This is a genomic window from Shimia isoporae (genome assembly GCF_004346865.1).
Lineage (GTDB): Bacteria > Pseudomonadota > Alphaproteobacteria > Rhodobacterales > Rhodobacteraceae > Shimia > Shimia isoporae.
Genome location: NZ_SMGR01000001.1, coordinates 911,064 through 923,261, shown reverse-complemented (window position 1 = coordinate 923,261; position 12,198 = coordinate 911,064). Strand labels below are relative to the sequence as shown.

Here is a 12,198-nt window from a genome sequence, read left to right as displayed (position 1 = left end):
GACCCCATGGACATTTCTTGCGCGCGCGCCTACCTCTAACGATATGAACGATCATTCACCTGCCAAATTTCTGGACCGGTCGTCCCCGCCCAACATCGCCACGCTGATCCTGCTGGCGGGTGTTTCGGCGCTTTGCATGAACATCTTCCTGCCAAGCCTTCCGTCGATGACCGCGTATTTCAACACGGACTACGGCATCATGCAGCTGTCGATTGCGGTCTATCTTGGTGTGAACGCAGTCCTTCAGATTGTGGTCGGCCCAATATCGGACAAACTCGGACGCCGCCCGGTCATTCTCTGGGGGCTGGTGATTTTCCTTTTGGCAACGCTCGGCTGCATCTATGCGCCCACTGCCGCCATCTTCCTCACATTCCGAATGCTGCAAGCCGCCGTTGTGGTGGCGATGGTTCTGTCGCGCGCCGTAGTCCGCGATATGGTACCGGCCGACCAGGCCGCCAGCATGATTGGCTATGTCACCATGGGCATGACCGTCGTGCCAATGCTCGGCCCGGCCCTAGGCGGCGTCCTTGACCAGTACTTCGGCTGGCAGGCCTCCTTCTGGATGTTGTTCCTCGTCGGCCTTGCCATCTTCTGGCTTACATGGCGCGACCTTGGTGAAACCAAATCCAGCTCCGGTCTTACGCTCGCTCAACAATTCCGCGAATATCCCGAACTCCTGCTCAGCCCGCGCTTCTGGGGATACAGCCTCGCCAACGGGTTCACTTCGGGGGCGTTCTTCGCCTATCTCGGCGGCGCCCCATTTGTGGCCACGGAACTCTTCGGAATGACCAGCGCGCAAATGGGCATCTTCTTCGGTGCACCTGCTGTGGGATACTTTGTCGGGAACTTCCTCTCCGGGCGATACTCAGCGCGCTTCGGCATCAACCGCATGGTGCTCGCGGGCTGCGCCATCTGCGGCATCGGTGTCACCATTTCGCTAAGCATCTTCCTGTCCGGGCATGGGTCAGCCGAAGTTTTCTTCGGTTATATGACCCTCGTAGGGATCGGCAACGGCCTCGCCATTCCCAATGCCACCGCCGGCGCCCTGTCTGTCCGACCTCACCTCGCTGGCACTGCTTCTGGCCTCACAGGCGCGATCATGATCGGCGGCGGCGCTGCGCTGTCAGCACTGGCTGGTGCCCTGCTCAGCGTCGAGACCGGCGCATTGCCGCTTCTGGTTCTGATGGTGGCGACAAGCATCGCCGGGCTGACCTCCATCTTGCTCGTGATCTGGCGAGAAAAAAGTCTCGGCCTCTGAAAAGGAAGTCCCGACGGGCAAACCGAAATTTACACAGCCGCGATACCGACTCGATGCAGACGCGATGCCGACAGCAGTTCGCCAGCGTAACCAAAGGCATAAACGACCATTCGCCGCAGGCTTAAGGAACGTCTGGCGCAAGAGACTTTGCAAAGTTATCTTTGCAGATATGCAATCGGGAGACTCACATGCCCACGCAAAAGCTCTACGCAGGCGCAAAACTCCGTGAAATCCGCACACGGCTTGATCTCACACAAAAGGACTTTGCCCAGAAACTCGGGGTTTCGCTGCCCTATTTGAACCAGATGGAAAACAACAACCGTCCGGTTTCAACAACGGTCGTGCTCTCGCTCGCTCAGGAATTCGGGCTAGACGTCACCGAGCTTTCCGCCGGCGACAGCGAACGCCTTGTAAGCGACATGCGCGAAGCCCTTGCGGACCCCGTTCTGACTGACGTTTCCGTGCCGCTTGCCGACTTGCGACTGACGGCATCCAACGCGCCTGCACTGGCCCGCGCCTTCCTAGAGCTACACCGTGCCTATCGCCAGACGCACGAACGTCTCGCCTCTCTGGACGAGGCATTGGGGCGCACCGACGGACAGGCGCAGGCCAGCCCATGGGACGAGGTGCGAGACTTTTTCCACTATTGCGACAACTACATAGACGCCGTTGACCGAGCTGCCGAGCACTTCGCCAGTTCTGCCGCTGAAAAAGGTGGCATTCGCGCCGCCGCCATTGTCGCGCTACAGACTCGCGGTATCACCGTCGCTTTCACGGACATCGACTCGCTGCGCGATTTTGACGCCAAAGGACAGACCCTTCAGATTTCCCGTTACGCCCAACCGGAAACGCAAACCTTCCAGTTGCTGCTTCAAGTGGCTCTCCTGCAAAGCGACAAACTGCTCGAAGCCACTCTGGACTTTGCCCGCTTCCAGACCGATGCCGCCCGCTCCATCGCAAAAATTGGCCTTGCCAACTATTTCGCGGGCGCAGCCCTCATGCCTTACGGCGAGTTCCTCTCGACGGCACATGACACACGCCATGACCTGGAACTCCTTGCAAACCGCTTCGGCGCCTCGATCGAACAGGTGGCGCACAGGCTTTCCACCCTGCAACGCCCTGGAAACAAAGGTATTCCCTTCTTTTTTGTGCGAGTCGATCAGGCCGGCACCATCACCAAACGCCACTCAGCAACCCGCCTGCAATTCGCCCGCTTCGGGGGGGCCTGTCCGCTCTGGAACGTGCACCGCGCCTTTGAAACGCCAGGCCATTTCCTGCGCCAACTCGCCGAAACGCCCGACGGAGTGCGCTACATTTCTCTTGCCCGTGACGTCTCCAAGTCCGGAGGACACTTCGGCGCGCCCGTCCGTCGCTACGCCATCGCCTTGGGCTGCGAAATTCGCCACGCCGACGCGCTGGTCTACGCCGATCATATGGAACTGGATAATCCACAAGCCTTTGAGCCAATCGGCATATCCTGCCGCATCTGCGAACGCACCGACTGCCACCAGCGCTCTGTACCGCCACTGGAACGCCGCCTGACGATCAACGAAAACGCCCGCGGCGTGCTGCCATACGAGGTCGGCTGATGCGCCTCGCATTCCGGCTCCTGTCGCTCTGCATCATGCTGGCCTTCGCGGCCGTGACGCTCGCAGGCCCCGCCGAGCGCATGATCATCTACCCTTTTGACGCCACGCATGTGAGCCCCGCCGAGGCAGGTTTGCCGCAAGTCACTGAAGACATCGTCGAGGTTGGAGAAAACAGCACTATTGTCTGGACTGCACCGCCTGCCAAAGGCAAGCCCGTGATCTTTTACCTGCATGGAAACGCCGGCAATCTTGCCAACCGCGCGGGCCGATTTCGCCGCTTCATGGACCGCGGCTATGGGCTGATCGCTTTGGCCTATCCCGGCAGCAGCGGCAGCACGGGGACGCCGTCAGAAGACACCTTGAAGGCGGCTGCCGCCCACCTCTGGTTGGAAAAAACCACTCTTTTTCCATCGTCATCTCCGACCATCCTCTATGGAGAAAGCCTTGGTACTGCAGTTGCCATTCACCTCAACGCCTCCGTGGCCTCCGACACGGTCAAAGGCGCAGGCCCCGCCGCGGCCCTCATTCTCGAAGCCCCTTTCGCGTCCATCCCGGCCATGGCGGACTACCACTACCCCGGCACGGGAGAACTTGCGAAAAACCTGCAAAATCAATGGGACAGCCTGACCGCAGCGCAATCCATCTCTGTTCCGCTGTTCATCTTCCATGGCACCAACGATACGCTGATCCCCATAGAAATGGGGCGGCAGATCTACGCTGCCGCCCCATCAAAATCCAAAGAGTTTCTTGCCGTAAAAGGCGCAGGCCACAATGATCTTTGGCGTTCCGATGTGCTGCCGGAACTCTACAGGTTTATTGATCAGTTCGCTCTGAGATAGGCGTAGATTTCATCCTTCAGCGCCCCACGCCGCTTGCGAAGATCAATCTCGGCCAACTCTTCTCGTGGCATTACGTTGGTCTCTGCCGCATGCACCTTTCGGTTCAGGTCGTGATAGTCATTTGCAAGCTTTGCAAAATGCTTGTCCGTCACCTTCAAAGAACTCATTTTTTCTACAAACTCCGGGAATTCCTCTGCCAGTTCGTGCGGAGTGTTCGCCATATCATTCGGCTCCTTTTGCAATGTTCACCACAAGTGTAGCAACACCGCCGAACCAGAACCTTGACCCCGATCAAGAAGGCGTCAAAACCATCTCGTGACAGGGCGCCCCGCGGTGATGTAGCCTCGCCGGCAAAAGACTTTTCAAACACTATTCAGCACCAACTTTTTGAGGGACGATATGCACATTCTTAAACCGGCGACCATGCTCACCGCCGCGCTTTTTCTAACAGCTTGCCTACGTGACGGTGATGTGGTGGCGGTGAATCTCGACTACGCCAAGACAAATTACGGCTACATCAACTCCGGCGACTTCAAGGCAGGAAGCTTTTTCCTTTGGGACAAGGGCGAAAAGCGCATGGTTCATCTCTCCGACATCCCTGGTTTTGACGCTCCGCCCAACCCGCGGGACAAAACGCGACAGGTAGCAGATTACACAAGTGGGGCCGACTTCGGCGCAGGTGTCCAGAAAGCGGGTCTGAAGGCCAAGGCAGACGCGATGATCGCCAGCCGCTCAGCCTTTGAAATTTCCTATCCGAACTCGGTCGTTTACGACAACACGATCACGCGCATCACTGGATATTTGGGGGACGACATCCGCGAGGGCGGCGGACTTTTGGATGAATGGGGTTTCCGCAACGCGGTGAACGACCCCGAGCAATATTACGTGCTTGTGCGCAAGGTGACCTACGGTGACGGCATCAAGCTTCTTGTCGATGGAGAGGCCGAAGTTGGTGGCGGGTTCTCGGTGATTATCAAAGGTGCGGATGTAAACGTGCGCCTTCAGGGCAAAGGCCTAAACGCGATCCAAGGCACCGACACAGAAGTCGCCTTTGATGTGTATGTCCTGAAACCGGTCTGGAGCGACACCAGCGGCGGGCAGAACCCGAGTTTTGCCGTGGACCACTTTGTCGAGGTCAAGGACCTCCCCGACCTATTCCGATCCACGTCCCGCCGCGATGGTTAACGCTGCTGGGTTTCCCACTGAGGATGGAACCAAGGTTCCGCGTTTGACGACGGAAGCCTCCGGCCCAAAATGTGGTCGGAAGCTTTCTCTCCGGTCATAATCGAAGGCCCGTTCAAGTTTCCGTTTGTGATCCGCGGGAAAATCGAACTGTCCGCGACCCGAAGACCCTCGACGCCAATCACACGACACTCCGGATCGACAACTGCTGTCGGATCATCGACTGCACCCATTTTGCAGGTCCCGCAAGGGTGATAGGCGCTTTCGGCGTGCTGTCGAATGAAACCATCGAGCTCATCGTCGCTCTGCAGCGCATCACCCGGCTGTATTTCGTGCTTGAGATACGGCTTCATCGCGTCCTGTGCGAAAATCTCCCGCGTCAACCTCAGGCACGCTCGGAAATCAATCCAGTCCTGTTCGGTCGACATGTAGTTGAAAAAGATGTGCGGCGCCTCTTTCGGGTCGCTTGAATTCAGCGTCACCGCGCCTCGCGAAGGCGAGCGCATTGGCCCCACATGCGCCTGAAAGCCGTGCCCTTCAGCAGGCGCCTGCCCGTCGTACCGCACCGCAATCGGCAGGAAGTGGTATTGGATGTCCGGGTATTTGATCCCGGCGCGTGATCGAATGAAACCAGCACTCTCAAACTGGTTGGACGCGCCGAGACCCTTCTTGGCAAAGAGCCACTTTGCCCCGACCATCGCTTTGCCCAACAGGTTGAAATATTTATACAATGTGATGGGCTGCGTGCAGGCCATCTGCATGTATACTTCAAGGTGATCCTGCAGGTTTTGACCGACGCCCGCCCGATCCGCAACAACGTCAATGCCGTGCTCAGCAAGGTGCTCAGCCGGCCCGATGCCCGAAAGCATCAAGAGCTTGGGTGAGTTGATCGAGCTTGCAGCAAGAATGACCTCGGCGTTGGCGCGCACAACTTGCACCTGTCCACCGCGCTCAATTTCGACACCGACCGCTCTGCCATTTTCCATGACCACACGCCTTGCAAGGCCACGGACCAAATCACAATTCTCACGTTTCAGGGCAGGCTTGAGATAAGCGTTCGCAGCCGACCAACGCCGCCCCTTGTAAACGGTCATATCCATCGGGCCGAAGCCTTCCTGCTGATGCCCGTTGTAATCCTGTGTCACAGGATAACCGGCCTGACGCCCCGCGTTGACAAAGGCCGCATGCAAAGGATTGTCACGCGGTCCGCGACTGACGTGAAGAGGGCCATCCTTACCGCGCCATTCCGGGTCACCGCCCTGCCCGCTTTCATGCCAGTGCTCCATACGCTTAAAATACGGCAGCACGTCCGCATAATTCCAGCCGGTCGCACCGCTTTCAGCCCAGTGTTCATAATCGCCCGCATGTCCACGCACATAGACCATGCCGTTGATCGAGCTTGAGCCGCCGACCACCTTGCCACGGGGACACACCAACTGGCGCCCGCCCAGACCAGGTTCCGGCGCACTAAGATATCCCCAGTCATAGGTCCGCATGTTCATCGGATAGCTCAGAGCCGCCGGCATCTGGATCAATGGCCCGGCGTCCGTACCGCCATGCTCAATGACAAGAACCGACTTGCCAGCTTCGCTCAACCGGTACGCCATGGCGCAACCTGCGCTGCCTGCTCCAACGATCACATAATCCGCCTGCATCAGACGTACCCTCTAATGTTCTGAAAAACTGGCCTTTGGACAAAAGGGGAAAGGCCGGACCGCATCAAAACGGAGCCTCGACATCGCCCATGCGCACGTAGACACTTTTGACCTGACTGTAGTGGTTGATCGCTTCCTTGGAGTTCTCGCGTCCGACGCCACTGTTTTTCACCCCGCCAAACGGTGCTTCCACGGGCGCGTCGTTGTAGGAGTTGATGAAGCAGCTGCCCGCTTCCAATTTTCCGATCACTCGGTGGCCACGGCTCAAATCAGACGTAAAGACACCCGCCGAAAGACCGAACTCCGTGGCGTTGGCCCGCTCGATGACTTCTTCCTCAGTTTCGAAATCGAGCACCGACATTACCGGCCCGAAAATTTCCTCACGCGCGATGGTCATGCCATCGGTCACGTCCGCAAAAACTGTGGGTTCGAGATAGAAACCCTCGCGATCCAACCGGTTTCCGCCGCAGACCAGTCGCGCGCCTTCTTCGGAGCCCTTGGCCATATACCCAAGAACTATCTCCATTTGTCGTTCACTGACCATCGGTCCAAATGATGTGGCTTCGTCCAACGGATCGCCGATCACGGCGCCCTCAAGCCGCTCTGAAAGTCGCGCAAGGAAGGCCTCCTTGATCCCCTTTTGAACAAAAACCCGTGTTCCGTTGCTGCACACCTGTCCAGAGCTGTAAAAATTTCCCAAAATGGCTCCGCCCACGGCGTTCTCGACATCCGCATCATCAAAGATGATCAATGGTGACTTGCCGCCCAATTCCATCGTCACGTGCTTCATGTGGCTGGCCGCGGCGGAATAGACCTTCTTGCCCGTTGGTACAGACCCGGTCAGAGACACTTTGTCTACGCGCGGATCATTGACCAGCGCAGCTCCAACCTCTCCCATCCCCTGTACAACGTTATAGACACCTGCAGGAAGGCCAGCCTCATGCAGGATTTCGGCCACTTTCAGAGCGCACATCGGTGTGGTTTCCGAGGGTTTGAACACCATTGCGTTTCCGCAAGCCAGTGCGGGGGCCCCTTTCCAGCACGCAATCTGCGTCGGATAATTCCAGGCACCAATACCGACACAAACCCCCAACGGTTCACGCACCGTGTACACCCAGTCTTCGCCCAGCGGTATGTGCTCGCCGGTCAGTGTCGCAGCCAGACCACCAAAATACTCCAGCGCGTCCGCACCGCTGGTGGCATCCACCGCGATGGTTTCCTGATAGGGCTTACCAGTATCATAGGTTTCCAGAACGGAAAGGTCGTGGTTGCGCTCCATGATCATCGCCGCGGCGCGTGTCATAATACGCCCCCGTTCGCGGCCGGACATCGCGGCCCAGATCTTTTGACCAGCCTTCGCACTTTCCAGCGCACGCTCGATAATGTCAGTGGTGGCGGCATAGACAGTACCAATCACTTCGCCGGTCGCCGGATAGACAATTTCAATCGGTGTGCCGGTTTTATCCTCAACGTATTCGCCGCCAATAAAATGGCTCGCAGTCGGTTGCAGCTGCATCGCGCGCTCCTTGCAAATGGCCTTTCTCAGGCACCCCAATTCACCGGAATCTCTCCGGCGATCCAAACCGTAGCATTGGCCAACAAATTTTTAAATGGTCATTTAAAAAATTTATTTGACCCACAATATTGCGCCGAGGGCCCGCTCCCGTCAAAGTAGCGCCATGGGCCGAACACGTATCCGCGATATCCGACATGAAGAGTTGATCCACGCCACCGTGACGGCTGTGCATAAACGCGGCTATGCCGCTGTCACTATGGCAGAAATCGCAGCCGAAGCCGGCGCGTCCGCTGCCTCGATCAACTACTATTTCGGCTCAAAGGAAAAACTGATGGAGGCCACCATGCGGCGCATGTTGACACTCCTGAAAGAAGCGCAGCTTGAGCGCTATGCCAATGCCGAAACGCCGCTAGACCGGCTTATGGCCGTGATCGACGCCAACTTTTCCGATCGGCTCTATACAATCGAGCAGTGTTCCATCTGGATGCAATTCTGGGCCAATGCCCCCTATGTTGACAGCCTGTCACGCCTGCACCGCATCAACCGTGCCCGCGTGACCAGCCACTTCCGTGCCGAACTCCGGAGCCTGCTGCCTGACAGCCGACGCGAAATCGTGCGCGAAGCTCTTCAAAGTTATATGGATGGTGTTTGGTTGGAGGCCGCGCAAGCCAACGAAGCCCTTGATGCTGCCGCAGCCCGCGCCGAGGCTCGCCGCTTTGCCATGCTGATGCTGGACAACGCGGCCTGACGCCTCACGGACGAATGTAAATCGCCTGCGCTCCGTCCCCGCCCACAAGACGCGCCCGGATCTGTTCAGGCGTGACCGTGTCGAGGATCAAACAAGCCGGATCGTCCCACGGATTGGCCCAGGCGATCAACACCGGCCCTTGTTCATTGGCACCGTTGCAGGTGTGTGCCAGCTCCATCACATATTCCGACTGAACCTGGCCATCCGCGTATTCGGTCACGTTAGAGCCATCCACGTGGCTCTGGTATTTCGGATTTGCCGCGAGCATCCATTGCCCTTGCAAAAAACCGCGGGTTTCCGCAAACCAATCCAGATCTGGATCCAGCTCAAAACTGTGGATGGCGATATCGGCCGACACATCCCCCAAGGAAATGATGTCCGCCCGCAGCATCAACGGCGCATTCTGATAGAGCGTACCGATTGCCTCCAACACATACCCGGGTGTCGGAGCCTCCCAGGTCGCATAAAAGGTCGCCCCACCGGCAATAAAGCTGCAATAAGGCTCTTCGGCTTCAAAAATACATTCCTGCAGCAACACGGCGCCTTCGTAAGGGTCCCCGTGCGTGCCCATCTCCTCGCCCGTATCGACCATCATGTTGCCCGCCACCGCTGCCATAGGCACCAGCCCGGCAACTGCCGAAAAAAGTGTTGATCTCTTCATCCTGCTCTCCCTTTACGCGAGAGACTAACGCCTTGGGAACAAAACGCAAAGACAGCCTAGACCTTGGTCTGCCCAACCAGCGGCGTCACCTGTCTGCGCTTTATCACAGCCTCGCGCCACGTCATGAAACTAATGGCGGCGATTATCACACCTGCACCAACAATAACCCAGAAGTCAGGCTCCTCCTGAAACACAACCCAGCCCAACAAAACCGCCCAAACCATCTGCAAAAAACTGACAGGTTGCGTGACGGTCACCGGTGCCGCGGCAAAGGCCAGTGTCATCGTGTAGTGCCCTGCCGTGGCGAAGCATGCAACAGCGAACAAGATTGCCAATTCCGACGCCGTCGGCGTCACCCAAACCGCAGCGGCCAAAGGCGCCAAACCAATTGTCACCGTCACTGACAACATCCCGACGACCACCGTCGCGCTGACCTCTTCACTCAGGATTTTGGCGATCAGATACCCGCCGGCAAACGACAATGCCGTTCCCAGCATCGCGATGTGCCCGGAACTCAGTTCACGAAATCCGGGGCGTAGAATGATCAGCACTCCAATCAAGGCCATCGCCACGGCGAAAATCCTCCGCGCCGCCAGCTTCTCCCCAAGAAAAAGCGCAGCGCCAACAGTCACATACACCGGGGACAGGTAATTCATCGCGGTGACCTCAGCGATGGGAATGCGCGCCATCGCGTAAAACCAGAGCACCACTCCAGCCGTGTGCATCACGCCACGTGACGCAAACAAGCCTACCTGCCGCTTGGTCAGGTTGGCCTGCAAAATCGGCCGGATCATGGGGATGAGAAAAACGATGCCTAGCGCATATCGAAGAAACGCTGTTTCCGCAGCCGGCAACCTCGGACCGACCATTTTGACCAACGCCGTCACAGCGACAAAGCACAGCCCTGTAACGAGCATCCAAAAAACGCCCTTAACCGGATTATGTGCGTGCTGATCTGCCATGGCCGCAATGGATCATGGCAGATCAGGAATGTCGAGATAGCAAACAGGTTAACGACTTTAGGATTTTATGTTTTAGGGCAAAGGAATAAACTCCGCATCGTCACCGGGAGGAAGCTGGAAGCGCCCGTGTTCCCAATCCCCTTCGGCCCAAGCCTGTTTGGCCGCTTCGATCTTCTCTTTGGAAGAACTCACAAAGTTCCACCAAATATGTCGCGGCCCATTCATTGTCTCGCCGCCCAGCGCCATCAATCGCGCGCCGGCAGGACCGGCCGTAACCGTGATCGCATCACCTGGGCGGAACACCATCATGCGACCCGCTTCAAACACTTCGCCAGCTATTTCAACCGAGCCTTCCGAAACATAGAGCCCACGGTCCTCGTGATCGTCAGGCATCGGGAGTTTCGCACCCGCCTGCAAGATCACGTCTGCATAGAATGTTTCGGACATCATCGTAACCGGGGCACGTTCGCCCCAAGCATTCCCGAGGATCAGGCGGAGCTGTTTTCCCTCGCCTTCCAGAAATGGAAGCGCTTCCTTGCCATGATGCTCAAACATTGCGGGATCGTCTTCACGATCTTCCGGCAAAGCAATCCAGGTCTGAATACCGAACAGACTTGACGGCGCTTTACGTGTTTCTTCGCTGGTGCGTTCCGAATGCGTCACACCGTTGCCCGCCACCATCCAGTTTACTTCACCCGGATAGATCATCTGGTGTGTCCCAAGGCTGTCGCGGTGCTCGAACTCGCCCTTGTAGAGATATGTGACAGTGCCAAGGCCAATGTGCGGATGTGGCCGGACGTCTACTCCAGAACCTGTGATGAACTCCGCAGGCCCTGCCTGATCGAAAAAAATGAATGGCCCAACCATCTGTCGTTTCGGAGCAGGGAGGGCGCGGCGTACTTCAAACCCGCCCAGATCCCGCGCGCGGGGCACAATAACGGTTTCGATCGAGTCGAGATTTGTAGTGTCGGGCATTGTTGGGTCAAGCGACGGGTTCCAGCTCATAACGTCCTCCACTGGTTGCTGTGCTTACAATATGCCATACGCACGGACGCACAAAACACCCACCCATCAACAGGGTATGTGCGAATTCGCAGCCCTCTAGAACGAGAAAACGAGGCTCGCTGCAATCACCCACATGGTCGTGCCAACGACGACATCCAGTACGCGCCAAGCTTGGGAACTTGTAAAAATCGGGCGCAAAAGACGGGCCCCAAAACCAAGCGAGAAGAAAAACACAAAGCTCGATAGGACCGCGCCAATACCAAACGCCCAACTTGGATCATATTGCGCCGAAATGCCTCCAAGCAGAACGACTGTGTCCAGATACACGTGTGGATTTGCCCAGGTCAGCGTCAGACAGGTGACCAGCGCGGCCTTTAACGACCCTGCCGTTCCACCCTTGTCATCAAGTTTGTCCCCCCCCTGAAATGCGGCCCGGAAATTCATGGCGCCGTAAACAAAAAGAAAGGCAGCTCCACCCCAACGAACAAGATTGAGCGCCCATGGATTGGCGGAAATCAACCCGCCAAAGCCAGCCACGCCTGCGGTGATCAGGATTGCGTCAGAAATCGCACATGTCAGAACCAGCGGCAGCACGTACTGCCCACGCAAGCCTTGACGCAAAACAAACGCATTCTGTGCGCCGATCGCCATTATGAGGGAAAACCCCAGAGCAAATCCTGCGCCCGCTGCCTCAAACATCCTGTCTCTCCATCGTTTGCACGGTTTGACTAAAGCGCGCCTGCGAATTACTCAAATTAAAACATCTTCACAGGCATTAGAGAT

General features: G+C 57.3%; 12 protein-coding genes. 5 read left to right on the top strand and 7 right to left on the bottom strand.

Annotated features, from left to right (window positions below):
- The first annotated feature begins 43 nt into the window (after positions 1-43).
- From BXY66_RS04515 to BXY66_RS04505, 3 genes are all read left to right on the top strand, one after another.
- Positions 44-1,258, top strand: a complete 1,215-nt coding sequence (locus BXY66_RS04515; protein WP_132858973.1) for a multidrug effflux MFS transporter — start codon at positions 44-46, stop codon at positions 1,256-1,258.
- Between the two features lie 188 nt (positions 1,259-1,446).
- Positions 1,447-2,847 carry a helix-turn-helix domain-containing protein gene (locus BXY66_RS04510; protein ID WP_132858972.1) on the top strand — a complete coding sequence of 467 codons (1,401 nt, stop codon included), beginning with the start codon at positions 1,447-1,449 and terminating at the stop codon, positions 2,845-2,847.
- Positions 2,847-3,686: an alpha/beta hydrolase gene (locus BXY66_RS04505; RefSeq protein ID WP_132858971.1), complete on the top strand. Its 840-nt coding sequence runs from the start codon at positions 2,847-2,849 to the stop codon at positions 3,684-3,686. The genes BXY66_RS04510 and BXY66_RS04505 overlap by 1 nt, the downstream gene beginning before the upstream one ends.
- Here the strand turns inward: BXY66_RS04505 and BXY66_RS04500 are convergent.
- Complete coding sequence (locus tag BXY66_RS04500; RefSeq protein ID WP_132858970.1) at positions 3,668-3,907, bottom strand: HP1242/YdcH family protein; 240 nt, start codon at positions 3,905-3,907, stop codon at positions 3,668-3,670. The two genes, BXY66_RS04505 and BXY66_RS04500, sit on opposite strands and share 19 nt — an antisense overlap.
- Positions 3,908-4,085: 178 nt before the next feature.
- On the opposite strand from BXY66_RS04500, the gene BXY66_RS04495 reads away from it, so the two are divergent.
- Positions 4,086-4,871: a hypothetical protein gene (locus BXY66_RS04495; protein WP_132858969.1), complete on the top strand. Its 786-nt coding sequence runs from the start codon at positions 4,086-4,088 to the stop codon at positions 4,869-4,871.
- Here the strand turns inward: BXY66_RS04495 and betA are convergent.
- Both betA and betB read right to left on the bottom strand, forming a co-directional pair.
- Positions 4,868-6,523: a choline dehydrogenase gene (betA, locus tag BXY66_RS04490; RefSeq protein ID WP_132858968.1), complete on the bottom strand. Its 1,656-nt coding sequence runs from the start codon at positions 6,521-6,523 to the stop codon at positions 4,868-4,870. The genes BXY66_RS04495 and betA overlap by 4 nt on opposite strands.
- 64 nt (positions 6,524-6,587) lie before the next feature.
- Entirely contained in the window at positions 6,588-8,039 is a 1,452-nt protein-coding gene (gene betB / locus BXY66_RS04485; RefSeq protein WP_132858967.1) for a betaine-aldehyde dehydrogenase, read from the bottom strand.
- A gap of 163 nt (positions 8,040-8,202) precedes the next feature.
- Between betB and betI the strand changes: the two genes are divergently transcribed.
- Positions 8,203-8,787, top strand: coding sequence for a choline-binding transcriptional repressor BetI (gene betI / locus BXY66_RS04480; RefSeq protein ID WP_132858966.1), 585 nt, complete (start codon positions 8,203-8,205; stop codon positions 8,785-8,787).
- Positions 8,788-8,791: 4 nt separating this feature from the next.
- On the opposite strand, the gene BXY66_RS04475 is transcribed toward betI, so the two are convergent.
- The 4 genes from BXY66_RS04475 to BXY66_RS04460 form a co-directional block, all read right to left on the bottom strand.
- Positions 8,792-9,448: a hypothetical protein gene (locus BXY66_RS04475; protein ID WP_132858965.1), complete on the bottom strand. Its 657-nt coding sequence runs from the start codon at positions 9,446-9,448 to the stop codon at positions 8,792-8,794.
- Between the two features lie 56 nt (positions 9,449-9,504).
- Positions 9,505-10,410, bottom strand: a complete 906-nt coding sequence (locus tag BXY66_RS04470) for a DMT family transporter (RefSeq protein WP_132858964.1) — start codon at positions 10,408-10,410, stop codon at positions 9,505-9,507.
- Between the two features lie 72 nt (positions 10,411-10,482).
- On the bottom strand, positions 10,483-11,415 hold the full coding sequence (locus BXY66_RS04465; RefSeq protein ID WP_132858963.1) for a pirin family protein: 933 nt from the start codon (positions 11,413-11,415) through the stop codon (positions 10,483-10,485).
- A 96-nt stretch (positions 11,416-11,511) separates the two neighbouring features.
- The gene (locus tag BXY66_RS04460) at positions 11,512-12,114 is read right to left on the bottom strand and encodes a LysE/ArgO family amino acid transporter (RefSeq protein WP_132858962.1); all 603 of its coding nucleotides are present in this window, start codon (positions 12,112-12,114) and stop codon (positions 11,512-11,514) included.
- Between the last annotated feature and the right edge of the window lie 84 nt (positions 12,115-12,198).